At 39.2% G+C, this 20,110-nt stretch carries 11 protein-coding genes; all 11 read left to right on the forward strand.

Annotated elements, in window-relative coordinates:
* Positions 1–6 precede the first annotated feature (6 nt).
* The 11 genes from QR40_RS11560 (at position 7) to QR40_RS11615 (ending at position 19,985) form a co-directional block, all read left to right on the forward strand.
* Complete coding sequence (locus tag QR40_RS11560; protein ID WP_242858494.1) at positions 7–6,012, forward strand: DUF4011 domain-containing protein; 6,006 nt, start codon at positions 7–9, stop codon at positions 6,010–6,012.
* A gap of 68 nt (positions 6,013–6,080) precedes the next feature.
* A complete protein-coding gene (locus tag QR40_RS32065; RefSeq protein ID WP_044295095.1) occupies positions 6,081–6,374 on the forward strand; it encodes a hypothetical protein in 294 nt (97 codons plus the stop codon).
* Between the two features lie 10 nt (positions 6,375–6,384).
* Entirely contained in the window at positions 6,385–6,783 is a 399-nt protein-coding gene (locus QR40_RS32070; RefSeq protein ID WP_200889748.1) for a serine/threonine-protein kinase, read from the forward strand.
* 87 nt (positions 6,784–6,870) lie between these two features.
* Positions 6,871–10,254, forward strand: coding sequence for a UvrD-helicase domain-containing protein (locus QR40_RS11575; protein WP_044295099.1), 3,384 nt, complete (start codon positions 6,871–6,873; stop codon positions 10,252–10,254).
* A 46-nt stretch (positions 10,255–10,300) separates the two neighbouring features.
* Positions 10,301–12,052: an ABC-F family ATP-binding cassette domain-containing protein gene (locus QR40_RS11580; RefSeq protein WP_044295101.1), complete on the forward strand. Its 1,752-nt coding sequence runs from the start codon at positions 10,301–10,303 to the stop codon at positions 12,050–12,052.
* A gap of 162 nt (positions 12,053–12,214) precedes the next feature.
* A complete protein-coding gene (locus tag QR40_RS11585) occupies positions 12,215–12,919 on the forward strand; it encodes a GNAT family N-acetyltransferase (RefSeq protein ID WP_052430804.1) in 705 nt (234 codons plus the stop codon).
* A 91-nt stretch (positions 12,920–13,010) separates the two neighbouring features.
* Positions 13,011–14,168 (forward strand): DUF429 domain-containing protein, encoded by a 1,158-nt coding sequence (locus QR40_RS29770; protein WP_081820264.1) that lies wholly within the window; start codon positions 13,011–13,013, stop codon positions 14,166–14,168.
* 264 nt (positions 14,169–14,432) lie between these two features.
* A complete protein-coding gene (pckA, locus tag QR40_RS11600) occupies positions 14,433–16,037 on the forward strand; it encodes a phosphoenolpyruvate carboxykinase (ATP) (RefSeq protein WP_027294568.1) in 1,605 nt (534 codons plus the stop codon).
* 445 nt (positions 16,038–16,482) lie between these two features.
* A complete protein-coding gene (locus QR40_RS11605) occupies positions 16,483–17,847 on the forward strand; it encodes an FAD-dependent oxidoreductase (protein ID WP_044295103.1) in 1,365 nt (454 codons plus the stop codon).
* Positions 17,848–18,281: 434 nt separating this feature from the next.
* On the forward strand, positions 18,282–19,061 hold the full coding sequence (gene ku, locus QR40_RS11610; protein WP_027294566.1) for a non-homologous end joining protein Ku: 780 nt from the start codon (positions 18,282–18,284) through the stop codon (positions 19,059–19,061).
* Positions 19,062–19,985, forward strand: a complete 924-nt coding sequence (locus tag QR40_RS11615) for an ATP-dependent DNA ligase (RefSeq protein WP_044295104.1) — start codon at positions 19,062–19,064, stop codon at positions 19,983–19,985.
* Positions 19,986–20,110: the final 125 nt, after the last annotated feature.

Here is a 20,110-nt window from a genome sequence, read left to right on the forward strand (position 1 = left end):
TTAAAAGTGGAACAGAGAACACTTTTTAAACAAAATTTGGAACGGGAGAACACTTTGCTGGAAGAGCCGGAAGAAGTAATGCCTGCTAAGAATGTTTTGCAGTTATCTTGCGAAATTGATGATGTGCTGACCTATGCCATCGTTCATATCGGTGCATACGTTGTCAGAGATGTTTGTGTGAAAAATGTTTCCGAAGCAGATTTGGATAATCTGGTTGTTAAAATCAGCGCAAATATTGAAATGGTGGAGAACTTTAAATTTGGCATTGAGAAGATAAAACCGGACGAAGAGCTGCATTTTAAGAATCTGAATGTTCCGATTAATGCCGGTTATCTGGCATCGCTTACGGAAAGAAACATCTGCCAGCTGACAGTGGGGATATATTTTGAAGAGACTCAGCTTGCATCTCAGACTGTAACTATTACGGCACTTGCCTTTGATCAGTGGCCGGGACTTCAGTATACACCAGAGCTTCTGGCAGCGTTTTCTATGCCGAATCATCCTGTGGTTACAAGCATAATACAGCTTGCGTCAAAATATCTGGAAAAATGGACCGAAGATCCTTCTCTTGCCGGATATCAGTTCCAGGATCCGAATCGAGTTAAAAATATGGCTGCTGCAGTGTATGCGGCAATTCAACAGAAAAACATTACTTATGCAGAGCCTCCTTCAAGCTTTGAGGTGTTTGGTCAGCGGATACGTCTGGCGGATGCTGTGTTAGATCAGCATCTGGGAACCTGCATGGATATGACGTTACTTTATGTGGCATGCCTGGAAGCCATGGGATTGAATTCGGTCATGGTGATGATGAAGGGCCATATATTCGCCGGTGTCTGGCTTCTTGAGGAGTCTTTTTCGGACATGATTATGGATGATCCTTCCCAGTTGGAAAAACGTATGTCCAAGGGCATTCATGAGATGATTGTCGTTGAATGTACCGCTATGTGTGCCGGAAAGAGCAGAAGTTTTGATGAGGCAGTCACGTTTGCAGAACGTGAAGTATCGAATTATGGTAATTTTGCTTTTGTTATCGACGTGAAGCGCGCCAGAAGCATGGGAATAAGGCCCCTTCCGGTTCGGGTAAAGACGTCAGCTGGCTTTGAGGTTCAGCATGAAGAACGCAAAGAGAAGGATGTTACGAATGCACCGAAAGCGATTGGAGATACTTTTGAACTGCCTGATTCAGCACAGAAGGATACGGTTACAAAGCTGACTCAGTGGGAGCGTAAGCTTTTAGATCTGAGTTTACGAAATATGCTGATTAATATGAGAATGACGAAGGCGGTGGTTCCGCTGTTGTCTTCCGATGTGAGTATTTTGGAGGATGCCCTGTCGGATGGAGAGGAGTTCCAGGTTATGCCGCGCCCGGCGGATATGTCAATCGCAGGTGATGGAGGAGTACCGGTAGAAGCACTGGGAGAGCTGGGCCCTTTTGCGGATTTTATTGCATTGGAGAGTAAACACCGACGGCTGCATTCTCTGTATACAGAAAAGGAATTAAACAGCTGTCTGACCAAGATGTACCGGTCAGCAAAAACGTCAATGGAAGAGAACGGTGCCAGCACGCTGTATCTTGCACTGGGCTTACTCCGTTGGTTTGAAGGTAAAAAGAGCGCCACGGTAAGATATGCACCGATTGTATTGGTTCCTATTGATATCGTTCGTAAATCTGCAAGCAAAGGCTATGCCATGCGCATGCGTGATGAGGATGCGCAGATTAATATCACACTTTTAGAATTTTTAAAACAGAGCTTCGACACGCAAATTTATGGACTGAATCCGCCGCCAATGGATGAGCATGGACTGGATCTTCCTAAGATATTTGCGATTATTCGGCATGCAGTGATGAATCTTCCTATGTGGGATGTGGTGGAAGCGGGATTTATCGGCAATTTTTCATTTTCACAGTTTGTGATGTGGAATGATATACATACAGATAGTGCCTTTCTTAAGAATAACAAAATAGTCCATAGTCTGATGAATGGAGCCGTAGATTGGGATTGCAAGATACCCGAGGGTGTAGATACGGATGAAGCATATCTGCCGATAACAGTGGATTCCTCACAGCTGCGGGCAATTAATATGGCAGCAGCAGGTGTCAGTTTTGTGCTGCACGGACCACCTGGAACCGGAAAATCACAGACTATTACAGCAATGGTTGCAAATGCGCTTACAAAGGGGAAGACGGTTCTTTTTGTGGCGGAGAAAATGGCTGCACTTGAGGTTGTGCAAAAGAGACTGGCAGCACTTGGTATTCAGGATTTTTGTCTGGAGCTTCATTCCAATAAAGCGACTAAGAAAGCCGTGCTGGATCAGCTGAAAAGAGGTCTGGAGATTGGTGTCTGGGGTATTACAACGGAATACGATAAGAAAATCCAGGATATTCGGAAAATGCGTGGGGATCTGGATGCCTATGCAAAGGCACTGCATGTAATGAGACCGTTTGGAAAAACGCTGCGTCAGCTGATGGATATTTATGAAATGATTCCGGAGCTGGAGAAGAGCGTTCGTTTTGATCATGCTTATGTAAGCTCGCTTACAGAGAGTGATCTGGATCATAAGGTTAACAGCCTGGAGCGGCTGATTGCTGCCGGTAAAGGGATCGGACACCCTCATAACCATCCATTGGCTGCGGTTCAGCAGACTGAATATAATCAACGTCTGAAATTTGAACTGGAAGGTGTTGTACGTACTTATGCTTCGGCGCTGGAAACGTTCAGGGATCATGTGTTGGCCTTTGTAGAATTGGTGGGTATTGAGCCGCCGGTAACGGAAGACCAATGGAATCATATTTGCAATTATGCCAAAAGTGTGATTGCAGCAGAGGAGATACCTGTATTTTTAAAGCGGGCTGATGATATTGACCAGGCATTTTCTGAGCCAATGATGTATCTGGAACATAAAACTGAATTTTCTGCAAAGAGAGCTGATTTCTTTGCTCAGTGGAATGAGAATTTTCTGCGCATGAATATGGACATTTTTCGTGAGAAATATGACCAGGCTAATAAAAAATTCTTTGGTAAAGGGAAAGCATTTGCTGCATTAACTTCTGAAATGCAGGCTTATGCGTCCTTTCAGATAGAAACGGATCGGATTCCCGTATATCTGACGGATATAACATTCTACCAGCGTGAATTGCAGGATATATCCGATGCCGAGGCTGCATTGCCGTATGAGTGGAAGAAAATATTGCAGGATTATCCGTCTGCAGCTGCATTGAAGGGATATAAGGAAAATATGAAGAAACAGCTGCAGGTGATGGAGCAGTTCTCAGTTCAAATCCAGAAGCCCTGTATTCAAATAGCTCAGAGCCTGCCTGGCGATTTACAGGCAGTGAAGAATGGTGAGGCTGAAGCGACGGCATTGCTTAATCTGAAGTTTGCGGATGATGAATTGAATTGGATGGAAAGCCGTCTTAAGATGTGTTCATGCATCCTTGAAAATGCCGCTTCGATTAAAGATTGGATTGTATACAGACAGTTTGCTGCTGAGTGCCGCGAGCAGGGACTGGCTCCGGTATGTGAGGCTTATGAAGCAGGATTGCCTCATGAAGAGGTTATGACAGTTTATCTGCGGTCTATCTACAGATCTATAATTCTGGCAGTGATTGAGAAAGAACCGGTATTGAACAGCTTTACGGGGATTGGATTTAATGAGAAGATTGTCCAGTTTAAGAAGCTGGATCAGGAATTTATGGAACTGACCAAGGATGAGATGTTCTGCAAACTGACACATCAGCTTCCGACATCGTATGATTCTGTGGAGGTTAGCAAGGAGCTCAATATACTAAGAAGAGCAATCAGCAGCAATGGAAGAGGCTTATCTGTGCGAACGTTGTTTGAACAGATTCCGCACATTCTGACCAGATTATGCCCATGCATGCTGATGAGTCCCATTTCTGCAGCGCAGTATCTGAAAGCAGAAAATGATTTGTTTGATATTGTAATATTTGACGAGGCATCCCAGCTGCCTACCTGTAAGGCGGTAGGTGTTCTGGCCCGTGGTAAGAATGCTGTTATTGTAGGGGATCCGAATCAGATGCCGCCAACCAGCTTTTTTGCCGGGAATACGGTAGATGAAGATAATTTGGATATTGAGGATCTGGATAGTATTCTGGATGACTGTCTGGCACTTGGCATGCATTCAGCATATCTGCACTGGCATTATCGCAGCAGACATGAAAGTCTGATCGCTTTCAGCAATCAGGAATTTTATGAGAATTCAATGCTTACCTTCCCGTCAGTTAATGACAGGGAAAAGAGGGTGCGCCTGGTTAAGGCAGATGGTTTTTTTGACCGTGGAAAAGGGCGTGTGAATGAGGGGGAAGCAAGGGCGATCGTTGCTGAGATAAAGAGAAGATATCAGAAGCCGGAATTGATAAATCAGACGATTGGAGTTGTTACATTTAATATCAGTCAGCAGACATTAATTGAGGATTTGCTGCAGGAAGAGTATCAGAAGGATGCTGCATTTGATAAGTGGGCGAATGTTGGTGAAGAAACCATGTTCATTAAGAATCTTGAAAATGTACAGGGAGATGAGCGTGATGTTATCTTGTTCTCAATTACTTTCGGTCCGGATGCAGACGGTAAGCTTTCCTTGAATTTTGGTCCGCTGAATAAGAATGGCGGCTGGAAGCGGCTGAACGTTGCGGTATCCCGCGCAAGAACGGAGATGGTGGTATTTACAACTATGACTGCCGATATGATTGATCTGAAACGCACAAAATCCAAAGGCGTTGAATCGCTGAAAGGTTTCCTTGAATTTGCTCAGAAGGGACGGCTGCAGGGAGAATATGTGGAGACCAGGGTTCAAAATTCTCAGGGTATCATGGAGCATATCTGCCAGCGTATTACAGATGACGGTTATAAGTATCAAAAGGCGGTAGGGCATTCTAAGTTTAAGGTGGATATTGCTGTGATCAATCCATACGATGAGAAAGAATATCTGCTTGGTATCATGCTGGATGGAGAATCCTATCGTCAGTCTTCCAACACAAAGGATCGGGAAGTGGCACAGATCAGTATTCTTAACGGACTTGGCTGGAAGCTGCATCGTATCTGGACGATGGATTGGTGGGATAATCGGGATAAGGAACTGTCTAAGCTGATGCAGATTCTTGAGGAAAAGAAAGCAGCTGCATATCAGATGTATCAGGAGCAATACACGGTTGATGCAGTGAATAATGATGTATTGGAGGATACAATCAGCGACAGGGCGGAAACGGAAGCTATTCCTTCTGATGCAGAATTAGCAGAGCCGGTAGAGAACGCAGTAAAAAATACAGAGAAGCAGGCTGCGGAGCAGATTCCAGTGGTTGATGTGAAAGAACGTTTTGTGGTAAAGAACCCTGTCATCGAGGCTGCTAATGTCAAAGTGGCTGCCGGAAAGAATGAAGCAGCCAGCACTATCACGCAGGCCGAACAAGTGGAACTGGATTATCGATTAGAGGAATATGTACCTGCAGAGGTTGAGATGACAGATCTGTCTACGATGGATTATGTCAAGAAGGAAAACCTGATGCAAATTACAGAGAAATTGCAGCAGCTCATCGATGCAGAGGCTCCAATTACCTATGATAAGCTGGTTAAGAAGACTCTTAGGGCATTTAATATTTCGCGTTCAAGTACACAGACTCTGGAAGCAACTGACAAGGCACTGAAAAAGGCCTCATCAAGGATGAATAAACAATCCGGTGTTAAGTTCTACTGGCGCAGGGATCAGAACCCGGAAAGGTATTGGAGGTATCGCAATGACAGCAGTTTGGCGGATAAGCGATCTGGGGATGAAATATGTCAGCAGGAGCTTAAGAACGCTGTATGCGTGACATTGAGAGAAAAGGTGGCTTTGGAAAAGGACAGTCTTGTCAGGGAAACCATTCGTACTATGGGATATGCCAGAAGCAGTGCGGCATTGATAGCTGCAGTTGAAAGAGGCCTTAAATATGGGCGGAAAACTGGTGAGATTGTGCAGGATGCGGAGAACCGGTTTACGCTGAATGAAAATATGTAAAGTGGAAAATGAAAGCCGGGTATATAATGGATACGAAAAAAGGTACAGAAAGGATCAGGTTAAGATAAGTGAACTATCAAAAGATAGACGGAATAGAATTCAAAATGGGTAAGCAATTTGACTTTAGTTTCTTAAAAAAATATGGTAAAGTGTTTAAAGTATTTGATGACCAAGATTCAGGAAATATTTGTTTTGGAATAGAGAGTCAAGGAGGAAGAATATTTGTCAAATTTGCAGGAGCACAAACTGCAGAATATGATGGGGATATTTCTAAAGCAATTGAAAGATTAAAGTCAACAGTACCTGTATATGACTCTATCAAACACATCTCACTGATTAAGTATATTAGATTTCTTAATTGATACAGCCAAAATGGGGTATGTTGCAATTGATTTTTACGATGGCAGTATTATGTACAACAGATTAAATAAGACTACTAATATTTGTGATATAGATTTCTTCAGAAAGAGTCCAAGCAGCAACGATATGGGACAGATGTGGGGAAGTGCAAGATTTATGTCACCGGAAGAATATAAATTGGGAGAAATTCTAGATGAAATCACCAATGTTTTTACAATTGGACAGATGGGATTTTCTTTGTTTACGGATAGCGAACGTGATAAGGAAGGATGGCCACTGTCTGCATCAAGTTATAATGTTCTTATGAAAGCAATCAGTCCGAATCGGATGGATAGATATATAAGTTTAGCTGAGTTTAGTAAGTGCTGGAATGAAGCCATTAAAAGCAGTATTGCCGTCAGGTATATCTGATAATTTGGGTCTGATGCTTCAGTGGACATGGTATCACGATGACATAGAGATTATTGATGAGGAAAAATAGGGAGGAGGCGTACACGTATGGGGTTTATTCGCGATTTGTTTAAAAAGATAAAGACTATCGAAGTCAAAAGGCAAAATATAACAGCAGAACAAAATGTAAATGTCATGCAATTACTGAGCCTTCGTGAGTATATGAATGAAATTCTTCAGGCGGATAGATATATTGCAAAGAGTGAATATAAAGACGAGATTCATAAGCACAAAGACGTAATAGAATTCTTTATAGTGCTTAAAAATAGTAGTATGCTTGATTTGTTTTGCAAAAAGTATAGTGTTGATTTGGAAGTGGTACAAGAGAGTATAGATTTATATTCGAACTTTGAATGCTTTGTTGACCGGCACAATGAAATATTTGTTTCAAATAAGATGCTGGCAGAAAAAGAATATTTGGATAATATTTTAAAGACAGTAGATCGGAAGATATTATTAGACGATGATCAGCGCAAAGTAATATTAACAGATGAAGATTATTGTTTGGTTATTGCCGGTGCCGGAGCAGGAAAAACAACAACAGTAGCAGCCAAGGTAAAGTATCTTGTGGAAAAAAGAAAAGTTGATCCGGCTCAGATTTTGGTAGTGTCATTTACAAATAAGGCGGTTAATGAGCTAAAAGAAAAAATAAATGATGATCTGAATATAAAATGCCCTATTGCAACGTTTCATTCAACAGGAAATGCTATTATTCATAAGAATGCACCTGATGAAAAGTTGAATATCGTAGAGAATTCAAAACTGTATTTTGTTATAAGGGATTATTTTAGGGGGTCTATTATTCAGAATGAAAATGTAGTTAATAAGCTGATTATGTTTTTTGCATCATACTTTGATGCACCATATGAAGGTGATAACTTAAATGTTTTTTTTAATCAGATAGCTAAAGCAAATTATTCTACCATGAGAAGTGATTTGGAGGATTTTAAAAGGGAGGTTATAGATTCTCGTACAAATAAGTCAGTTACAATACAGAATGAAGTGTTGCGCTCACACCAGGAAGTTGAAATAGCCAATTTCCTGTATTTGAATAATATTGATTATGAGTATGAGCCTATTTATCAGTATAATATTACATACGCGCGCAAACCATATACACCCGATTTTATTATAAAGCAGGATGGAAAGGTTGCATATATTGAGCATTTTGGGATTACTGAAGATGGAAAAAATGACAGATTCAGTGATAAGGAAGTAGAAGCATATAAGAAAGCAGTAAATGACAAAGTAATACTTCATCGTAAGCATGGAACGATTCTGATCTATACATTTTCAAAATATAAAGATGGTAAACCGTTACTTACTCACTTAAGAGAAAGGATGGAGCAGCATGGATTTGAATTAAAGCAGCGTTCTAATAAAGAAGTTATGGAAATGCTCGTAGCTGGTGAGGAAAATAGATATGTTCGTAAACTGGTTAATCTTATCTGTCGATTTATATCTAATTTTAAGGTAAATGGATACACGTCAGAAGATTTTAATCGAATGTATCACTCTACCCAGAACGTGAGGACAAGACTATTTTTAGATATTTGTAACGACTGCTTTTTAGAATATGAGAAATATTTAAAGAAAAATAAAGCTGTTGATTTTCAGGATATGATAAATGAGTCTGCAAGAATTTTACGTGAAGTACAAGAAATGAAACAAAAACTGGATTTTAAATACGTGATTGTTGATGAATATCAGGATATCTCCCGTCAGAGATTTGATCTGACTAAGGCTCTTTCAGAAGTAACGGATGCAAAGATCATTGCAGTGGGGGATGATTGGCAGTCAATCTATGCATTTAGTGGTTCAGATATTACCCTGTTTACAAAATTTCAGGAAAAAATGGGATATGCTAAACTCCTGAAGATTGTAAAAACATATCGTAATTCCCAGCAAGTAATAGATATTGCCGGTAATTTTATTCAGAAAAATACAGAACAAATTTCAAAAAAACTGGAATCACCAAAGCAAATTAGTGAGCCGGTAATTATCTATACTTATGACGGAACATACAAAGGTAAAAATGGAACTAGAAGAAGCGGTGTTAATTATGCAACTGCCAATGCCACCCAGGTGGCATTGAAACAAATAGTGCATTACAGTAAACAAGAAGGACGAAAGTCAGAGTCCATACTGTTACTTGGACGATTTGGGTTTGACGGTGACCAGTTAGAAAAATCAGGTTTATTTGAATACACGAGCAGAGGCAGTAAGATTAAAAGTGTGATGTTTCCAGAGCTGGATATTACATTTATGACAGCGCATTCGTCCAAAGGTCTTGGTTATGATGAGGTTATTATTATAAATGGAAAAAATGAAACTTATGGATTTCCATCAAAAATAGAGGATGATCCGGTATTGTCCTTTGTGATAAAAGGGGATCGATCCATTGATTATGCTGAGGAACGCAGACTTTTTTATGTTGCAATGACAAGAACAAAAAATCGTGTTTACTTTATTGCACCGGAACAGAATCCGTCTGAGTTTTTGGTTGAGTTAAAGAGAGATTACAAAAACGTAGTAATTCATGGAAATTGGAACGAAGAGGAACCTAAAACGATAGGACGAAAGTCATGCCCATTATGTGGATATCCGCTGCAGCTTAAATATAAAAATTCATATGGATTAAGGTTATATATTTGTACAAATGAACCGGAATTATGTGGATTCATGACGAATGAGCATAAAGCAGGAAAGCTTTCAATATTGAAATGTGATCAATGCAGAGATGGTTATCTTATTGTAAAATCTTCTAAATCGAATGATTACTTTCAGGGATGTACAAACTATAAGAAGGATGGAACTGGCTGCAACAATGTGATAAGCAAAAATAAGTTTTATGATATGATGGGATATGAACTCGAATCAGATCAGCTGCAGGAAACAAAAGATGATACAAAAAGCCAGCTGATGCACAACTCACAAAGCGATACAGAAAATAAAAAGAAACAAAAAATACTGCATGTGTATGAAACCCGGGAAGATAGTATTTCCATAAAGATAGGCAAATTTGAACCCGTTTTATGTAGAGAACGGGATTTGAATGAAATCGTACATTGTATTCTTAGTGCGCTGCAAAGTGTTAGTAATGTTCGTTATTATGGCATAACAATGCTGACGGATGTGCTCGTAGGAAATACTACGAAAAGACTATTGGATAATAAGCTAAATACAGTACCACAATTTGGGAAAATAAACTATGCATCCAGAGACGAGATCTACGCAATTATTGAATGGCTGATTGATAATAAATTTATTTTAAAAACAAAAGGCCAGTATCCTGTACTGCATCCAACCTATAATGGAATGCATTACGATGAGAAGATGACATTAAAGCAACTGAAACAATTAAAAAGGTATTTAGAGCAGCAGACAAAGAATGTGATAGAAAATGTAGATATCCGTGCCACCACACGGTGAGGATTGTATAAAATTGTGTTAAAAATAAATGCTACAGGAGGTATATATGATTAAGGTTCAAAACCTGTCCTACTCGTATCAACAAAAGGACTTATATAAAAAGGTTTCATTTACAATAGAGGATAATAAGCATTGTGCATTGATTGGTGCCAATGGTACAGGAAAAAGTACGCTGCTGAATTTGCTGATGAACTCAGATGAGTATCTGTACGATGGAAAAATAGAAATTGAAGGCTCAGGCAGGATTGGATATGTCAGCCAATTTTCGCAATTAGATCAAAAAGAAGATTTGACTGTTTTTCAGTATCTCAGTGAGGAGTTTGTGAAGCTTGAGCAGAAAATCATTGATTACTGTAAGGAAATGGAGACTGCTGTCAATCTGGAATCTATTTTTGAGGAATATCAGAAAGTACTGGATGAATTTAATGCCATTGATGGAGATTGTTACGAAAGCAATATTAAGAAGCAGTTAAAAGTAGCTGATTTACAAAAGGCAGAAGGACAGAAAATCAGTAGTCTGAGTGGCGGAGAATTTAAGCTGGTTCAGGTGATCAGAGAGATGATGCTTAGCCCAAGACTTCTGATAATGGATGAACCTGATGTGTTTTTGGATTTTGATCATCTGAATGCTTTGAGCAATCTGATTAATGCCCATAAAGGAACCCTTCTTATTATCACCCATAACCGGTATCTGTTAAACCATTGTTTTAATAAGATACTTCACATGGAAAACATGGATCTTCAAGAATTTGAAGGAACCTATACAGTATATAATTATGAACTTCTTGCCACAAAGATTGATCTGGAAGCAGCAGCTGCTGCAGACCAGGCAGAGATAGACCGTCAAAGTAAAATCTTAGAAAAGGCCAGAGTAAAAGCAACATCAATGGATAATGCATCCCTCGGTAAAGCGGTACATGCAAGACAGACTTTGCTTGATCGGCTAAAAACCAGAAAAACTAAGGCTCCTTTCGTAGATATCAAATATCCGGAGATTCATTTTGAACTTGAAAGAGAAGTGGTAAATGAAAACATTCTTGAATTGACTGATTATAGTGTTGCATTTGATGAACAGCTTTTAGACCATGTTAATTTTGTAATGAAACCCCAGGATCATGTCGCAATTGTTGGAAATAATGGAACTGGAAAAACAACATTGCTTCGTGAAATCTTTGAAAATAATAAAGAAGCTATTAGGATTAGTGAGCATGCTGAGATTGGTATTTTTTCTCAGATTACGGGCTCATTATATGATGACACAAAAACTTTGCTTGAGATTTTTGAAGAAAAGGGTGTTGAAACCAAACAGAATGCAGTGGACTATTTGAAAAAATATGGATTTGAAGAAGAGACTCTAGATCAAAAAGTGAGTGAATTATCTGGTGGAGAAAAAGACTTATTTCAATTAGCTGTGATTTCATTAGGAAGGGCTAACTTCCTTCTGTTGGATGAGCCCACGGGGCATTTGGATGTTTATGCACAGATTGCATTGGAGCAGGCGATTTCAGCGTACAAAGGTGCAATCCTTATGGTATCTCATGACTTTTACACGGTAGCCAATTGCGTGGACTATGTATTATTGGTAGAAAATAATACTGTACGGAGAATGTCTATCCGTAAATTCAGACAGATGATTTATGCCAATCATTTTGACAAGGATTATCTGCTTTTGGAACAAAAGAAGAAAGAGACAGAAACCAGAATTCAACAGTTGCTTCAGATAAATGAATTTAGTAAGGCAAAGGATCTAATGGGATTATTAGGAGAAATTATTAAGAAAATGAGAGCATTGGAGTAGAAGTCATTGCACATGTAATATCAACTCATACTACAGAATATTTGCAAGAACGATATTTTGAGGGGGAGTCATATCAGCAGGTATGGGTTCTAACGATTCCATGAAATGGAATTGTAACTTTGTATAATAAGAATTTAGATGAAGCGCGTATAGGGGGAAATCGTGGCGGCAGCTCTCTATGATACGGACCTGGAAAACGGACATTTTTGTATAAAGGATGGCTACAGTCATCTGAAAGAAGAGATGCTTCTTTACGCTGAAAAGAATCTAAAGAACGATGATGTATTTGAATCATTTATTGCAGATTCTGATTTGGAATTTCAGCGTATTGCTTATCGAAACGGATACTTTCCAACTACAAATAAAGAGTGTGATGCATATTTTCCCATTGAAGAACGCTCTCTGGACTATAAATTGCCTGAGGGATTTCGAATTGCCAGCATGGCCGATCAATATGATATATTCAAGTATGGAGAGGTATTGTTTAAGGGTTTTAACCATGAAAAAGAAGACAAAAAATTTTCCCCGACAGAAAAGGAAATTGAACATGGTCATGATGAATTTAATGCTCCGAAAGTAAATAAGGAACTGAAAATGATTGCACTTGATTCAGACGGCGAGTTTGCTGCTTATTGCGGTATGTGGTATGATCAGGATTCGGAATATGGAATTGTTGAACCGCTGGCAACAATACCAAAATACAGAAAAATGGGGCTTGGCAGAGCTGTTGTCTATGAAGGAATAAAACGATGCAGAGAATTAGGAGCGAAATACATATTTGTGGGCTCTTCTCAGCAATTTTATTATTCCATTGGATTTATTCCTTATGGAAACGGAACCTATTGGGCGAAGAAGCGTGTTCAGTAATGTAAAAGCAGCAATCCAGGAAGATGCGGTCCCATAAAGTGTGATACACGGCTGCCAGAAAGTAATTTTCAAACACGCTGTAGAGTGATAAATGAAAGGAGATGTGATGAAAAAATATAATTATTTTGTTGTACTAAATGAGAGCAAAGAAAAAGTCCTTTTTTGTAAAAGGATGAAGGAGTCATGTAAAGGTATATATAGTTTTGTAGGTGGTAAAGTTGAAACTGGTGAAGACAGTATGAATGCTGCTTACAGAAAATTACAGAAAGAGACTGGTATGGGGAAGTTTGATATTAGATTATTTCATCTGATGGACATTACAAATTATGATCAGGATATTTTAATAGAACTTTATGTAGGGCGCATTCAAAAAAGTGAGAAGTTGCAAGAAGAATTAAATTCGTTGGAATGGCTTTCAATAAAGGAAGATTTCACAAATCAGGAACGTTTTGCAGGAGAACAGAATATTTCATACATCATGAAGGTGGCAATGAAATATCTGCTGAAGGAATTTGCTGCAGACAGAAGTATTGATTTAAATTCAATTTGTATTGGAGTCGATGGTTGTAAGGGTGGATGGGTTGCGGCTGTAATTAATAAGGGCAACTTATCAATTGAGAAATATGATTCTATCAAAGCAATTTTGGAAGATAATCCAGTATTTCATGAGTTTATTGTTGATATGGTTATTGGTCTGCCAAATAATGATTCACATATAAGACCTGATACAGAAGCTAGAACCCTAATACCAGGTAGAACTTCAACAATATTTGCAGTGCCTAGCAGACAGGCTGTTTATGCTAAATCAGAAGTGAAGCAGGCAGAAGAGAATAAGAAGGCATTAGGTAAAGGTCTGGCCAAACAGTCCATGGCTATTATTCCGAAAATAAGAGAATTAGATTCTTTTCTTAATTCTGAAACAAAATACAAGAACATTATAAAAGAGAGTCATCCCGAGGTATGTTTTGCAAGATTAAACAGTGCTGTTGTTATGACAAAGAAAGCCCAATTTTCGGGATTGTGTGAAAGAGTTCATATACTAAAAAAATATATATCAGAGGCAGATATAAGTGATATTCTAAAAAAAGCGAAAGAGTTAAAGTGCAATGCAGATGACATTGTTGACGCAATGTGTCTGGCCTTAACTGCAAATTTAAATCATCAAGGTCTGGGTGAAACAATTCCGGCTAAACCAATGCGTGATGAAAAAGGATTATTTATGCAAATGATTATTCCCAAAGAAGTGTGAGCACTTATGCCTTAGAATTTAACTAAAGACATAAGCACTTCTGGCAACGATTTAAAGTGTACTTTATGTTGCCAATTTTTACTGACACAGCAGGTATTTTGTATACATTTTTTATTTACAGCAACCCCAAAAGTCTATCAGATTCTGTACATGATAAACATTCATAAATTTTACATTATTTTTATAATTAAAGCTATTGACTTTTTATTCACAAAGTGAGATGATAGAAACAAATTCGGAAAAATGAAAGTGAGGTAAATTAAGATGAGTAATATTGATTTAACACAGTATGGCATTAATGGTGTAACAGAAATCGTTCGCAATCCTTCTTTTGATATGTTATTTGAGGAAGAGACAAAAGCAAGTTTAGAGGGTTTTGAAAAAGGCCAGGTAAGTGAACTTGGTGCAGTTAATGTTATGACTGGTATTTATACTGGACGTTCACCTCAGGACAAGTACATAGTTATGGATGAAAATTCTAAGGATAACGTATGGTGGACTTCTGCTGAATATAAGAATGACAATCATCCGGCTAGCCAGGAAGCATGGGATACAGTAAAGAAACTTGCTCAGGAAGTTCTTTCTAACAAAAGACTTTTTGTTGTAGACGCATTCTGTGGTGCTAACGAAGATACACGTATGGCAATTCGTTTTATCGTTGAGGTTGCTTGGCAGGCTCATTTCGTTACAAATATGTTTATCCAGCCTACAGCTGAAGAACTTGAAAACTTCGAACCAGATTTCATCGTATATAACGCTTCTAAAGCAAAAGTTGATAATTATAAAGAGTTAGGTCTTAATTCTGAAACTGCTGTAATGTTCAACATTTCCAGCCGCGAGCAGGTTATCGTTAATTCTTGGTACGGTGGAGAAATGAAGAAGGGTATGTTCTCTATGATGAACTACTATCTGCCACTGAAAGGCATTGCTTCTATGCATTGCTCAGCAAATACTGATTTGAACGGTGAAAATACAGCAATTTTCTTCGGACTTTCCGGTACAGGTAAGACTACATTGTCAACAGATCCGAAAAGACTTCTGATCGGTGATGACGAACATGGCTGGGATGACAAGGGTATCTTTAACTTTGAAGGCGGATGCTACGCAAAAGTTATCAACCTTGACAAAGAATCTGAGCCAGATATCTACAATGCGATTAAACGCGACGCTCTTTTAGAGAATGTTACGGTTGACGCTGATGGTAAAATTGATTTCGATGATAAGAGCGTGACTGAGAATACTCGTGTATCTTACCCGATTAACCATATTAAAAATATTGTTCGTCCAGTTTCAACTGCTCCGGCTGCAAAGGATGTTATCTTCTTATCAGCAGATGCATTTGGTGTTCTTCCTCCAGTATCAGTTTTAACTCCAGAGCAGACACAGTATTACTTCCTGTCTGGATTTACAGCAAAACTTGCTGGTACAGAGCGTGGAATTACAGAGCCTACACCTACTTTCTCTGCTTGCTTTGGACAGGCATTCCTGGAACTGCATCCTACAAAATATGCAGAGGAACTTGTTAAGAGAATGCAGATGAGCGGCGCTAAAGCATATCTTGTAAATACAGGATGGAATGGTTCCGGAAAACGTATCTCTATCCGTGATACACGTGGTATCATTGATGCGATTTTAGATGGTTCTATTGCAAAAGCACCAATGAAAAATCTTCCATACTTTAACTTTGAAATTCCTACAGAGCTTCCAGGCGTTGATCCTAAGATTTTAGATCCTCGTGATACTTATGCAACTGCTTCCGATTGGGAGACAAAAGCAGTAGATCTGGCACAGCGTTTTGTAAAGAACTTTGCAAAATATGAAGGTAATGAGGCTGGAAAAGCATTAGTTTCTGCAGGTCCTCAGTTATAAGATTAACCGGATTCTCTATTTTAATGAGTACGATGGTGTAATAATATAATGTGAATAAGATAGGGATCGGACTACAAAACCGCAAGGTTTGGCAGTCCGGTTCTTTTTTGCATCTAAACTTACCAGGATCAGGCAACGCAAAACTATTTCTGCTAGGGAATTGTTCTTTGAACCTCCTAAAAAACATTAATGAAGATACGCTAAAGCTGGATAAGGTTTTTTTCTGTTCTCCGAAGGCCAACGCGTTCCCCGGAAATGGGTTATCATATGTCAGCAGCTTTGAATAATTGGTATTTGGACGGTAATGGTAAGCCATAAGTTTTTGATGCGTCAATTATAGGGGCAAATTCTGCAGGTTTATATTACAGCACATATCTTAACATATCTACATATAATATAAAAAATTCTGGCGCATGCAGCCAGCATATAAAGGTTTCGATGAATCATGTTTAATGAAGATATATGCAGTAAAATCATATTGCCTATCTGTCCGGACTATAATAAGAAAAGACAGATTTTTAACAGGTCTATACAAAAATATCCTTCAGCTATTGTATATTGTGAGAATGCTGAGGACGTAAAAGAGGCAGTACTCTACGCCGCCAGACATGAGATGGACATCCGTGTAAGGGCAGGAGGGCATAATTATGAAGGGTTTTGTATTGGAAATAAGAGATTAGTAATAGACACCAGCCTTTTCAAGGACAAGAGTATTTGCGAAGACACCCATACCGTACAAATTGGAAGCGGTGTAAATAATAGAGAACTCTACCATTTTTTGTTCCAGTATGGTTACCCTTTCCCCAGTGGTACGTGTCCTACCGTAAATGCAGTGGGTCTGACCCAAGGCGGTGGCTGGGGACATTCGTCCAGAATGTTTGGGCTAACTTGTGATTTACTTGTGGAGGCCGAGCTTGTGGATGCCCGGGGAAACCTGATTGTTGTAAATGAAACCGATCATCCGGATCTTTTTTGGGCGCTGAAGGGTGGAGGCGGAGGGAATTTTGGCGTAATTACTTCGCTCCGATATCATCTTTTGCCTAAGTATTCCAATGTAACCTATGTGGAAATTCTATATTCCAAAATCAATGAGAAAACAGCCCTTCTTTTCTTTCAGACCTGGCAGGAGTGGGTACAGAAGAAAGAAAAGCGATTTACTCCCAACAGCCGTATCTTTAATTCCGAAAAAGAAGGTATGGGAATATTTTTAAGGGGATTTTTTTACGGGACTCCGGAAGAAGCATCTGCGTCGGTACAGCCATTCTTAAAGATATGTAGGGCAAAAGCTACATTTCGTTATGTCACTTTTTTGGAGGCCACCGAGATAGATGCGTCAGTTTATCCCAAATCAGAAAAATTTCAATTTGCAGGGCGTTTTGCACGTGGAAGCTATTCGAACAGACAGATAGAGTCTATCCTTCGTCTGATAAAAGAAAGGGCCAGGGGATCAATCTATGCTTCGGTTGCCCTTTATGCCCTTGGGGGAAAGGTTCGTGATACGGATCCCTGTGACACAGCCTTTTACTACAGAAAAGCAGATTATATTATTGGGATTGAAACGATTTGGAGAGCACCAGGTGCCCAGCCGGAAAATCGAGCATGGCTCCATTCACGTTTCAGATGTCTGTGTTCCCTGACCATGGGTTCGTATATTAATTTTCCTTATATTTGTACCGGAAATTATATGAAAGCATACTATGGGGGAAATGCGAAACGTTTGATGTGCATTAAGAAAAAGTACGATCCATGTAATCTATTTCGTTTTGCACAAAGTATAAGACCATGTAGAAACAGAGTTGACATGCTTTAGTACTATAGCGAACAAATTCTTGAATTGGGGTTTAGCTGAGAAGGTGACGCTTTGTAGCTGGAGATGGTGTACGGAAAGAGAAGGTGGCGAACCATGGCAAGGGGTACAGTTCATTTACTTACCTTTCCGGAGTGTTTTTTGGCGGATAGTATTCGACTGGCTCCCATCGGATACTAAGCGGGTACTGAACCGAGAAATGCATCAGGATTTCTCGGTGAATGCCCGCGTGCCGCCAAAAAGCGCTTCGGAAAGGTTAGAAAATACCAGTTCTGCGGTCAGCTGACGGAGCCCATACCAGTTTTCCACTCCCATCTTTCCGTTGCACTATCTCCATCTACAAAGCGTCCCTTCCTCAGCTAAACCCAAATTTAAGATCTTTTATACATAAAAATAATGACAGTTGCTAATGCTAAAAAATAAAAAGGGGTGTTTTTATGGCAGTAGCACACAAGGGCAGTATATCTATGGGACTGGTTTTAATACCGATTGGAATGTATAAATCAACCATAGATAATGACATTCATTTTAACCAGTTAGATAAAGAGAGCAAGGCTCGGATCAGATATAAAAAATACTGCAGTCACTGTGGCAAAGAGGTAACTTCTCAGGACATTGTCAAAGGTTATGAATACGAAAAGGATAAATACGTCATTATGACGGATGAAGACTTGGAGAAAATTAAGACGAAGAGGGACAAAACGATTCATATCATACAATTTGCCAAAATCAGTGAAGTTGATATGATTTATTATGAAAAAGATTATTATGCTATACCGGACACAGGGGCAGAAAAAGCTTATGAGTTATTGCGTCAGGCATTGCTCGCCCAGAAGAAAGTTGCTATTGCAAAATCAGTCATGGGAACAAACGAAAAATTGTTGGTATTATACCCAACGAAAGAGGGTATGATTGTGAAAACGTTATATTACCATGATGAAATTGCTGCGGTACCAAAACAGATACCGAAAATGCAATTGGAAAAAAACGAATTGGATATGGCAAAACTTTTAATCGAAAATATGACGAAACCTTTTGTCGCTGCTGAATTCCATGATGAGTACCAGGCAAGACTGCGGGAAGCTATTATGAAAAAGATACAGGGTCAGGAAATTGTGACAGCGGATCAGGGAACTGATGGCAATAATATTATTAATTTAATGGATGCTTTGGAAAAAAGTCTGGAAATTACACAAAACCAGCAGGGAATGGCATAAATGGATATTTTCAATGACCGCAGCGTAGAACCGATGCTCATATCTGAGATGCGGGATCCCTTTAATAATCCTAATTGGATTTACGAATTAAAATTGGATGGCAGCCGTTGTATTGCATATCTGGATCGAAAGAGCGTGGAATTAAGAAATAAGCGGAATATGCTTCTTTTACAAAAGTTTCCGGAACTCAAAGAGATATTTAAACTGGTTACCGATCAGTGTATTCTGGATGGGGAGTTAGTTGTTTTAAAAAACGGAGTCCCCGATTTCTACGAGCTGCAGCGGAGAAGTCTGCTTTCTGACCAGTTTAAAATAGAATTGGCTTCGAGAAGGTATCCGGCATCTTTTGTCGCTTATGATTGTCTCTATTATGGGGGCAGGCAAATAACTCTGGAACCACTATTAGAAAGAAAAGAATTCTTAAAAAAATCTTTTGGTGCAGAAACGGCTAAATTTGCAATTTCAAGATTTATACCGGAAAACGGCATTGGGCTATATAATATAGCAGACCAGAAAAAACTGGAGGGTGTAGTAGCTAAACGCTCAGACAGCCTGTATTTCATGGGGAAGCGGACAAAGGATTGGATTAAGTTTAAACGAATGGCAGATGAAGATTATATTGTCACCGGATATATAGTGAAAAAAGAGAATACCTTTAGTATTATTTTGGGCAGATTTAAAAATAACAGGCTGCTATATAAGGGACTTGTTACCTCCGGAGTAACAACGGAAGTTATAAAAAGCCTGAATCCGGTATCCAACAATCCATTTTCCATATTGCCAAAAGGAAATGAAGACGCTATATGGGTTACGTTTAAGGTGTGTACCATTGAATACATGCCGAATACAAGAGATGCTATGAGACAGCCGGTATGGAAGGGGTTCCGGGATGATATATTTCCGGAAGAAGTAACGGAAGATTAAAATTCAACAACTAGAGGGTCAGTGGAGTAAGCAAGTCAAGGAGTTCTCTTATTAAATGTAACATTTTGAAGGAACAGATGGCCGAAGACCAGAAATGCAGTTTTCGGCCTTTGCTTACGTAACTA

Origin of the sequence: Robinsoniella peoriensis, from assembly GCF_000797495.1 — a bacterium.
In the GTDB taxonomy this organism is placed as follows: domain Bacteria; phylum Bacillota; class Clostridia; order Lachnospirales; family Lachnospiraceae; genus Robinsoniella; species Robinsoniella peoriensis.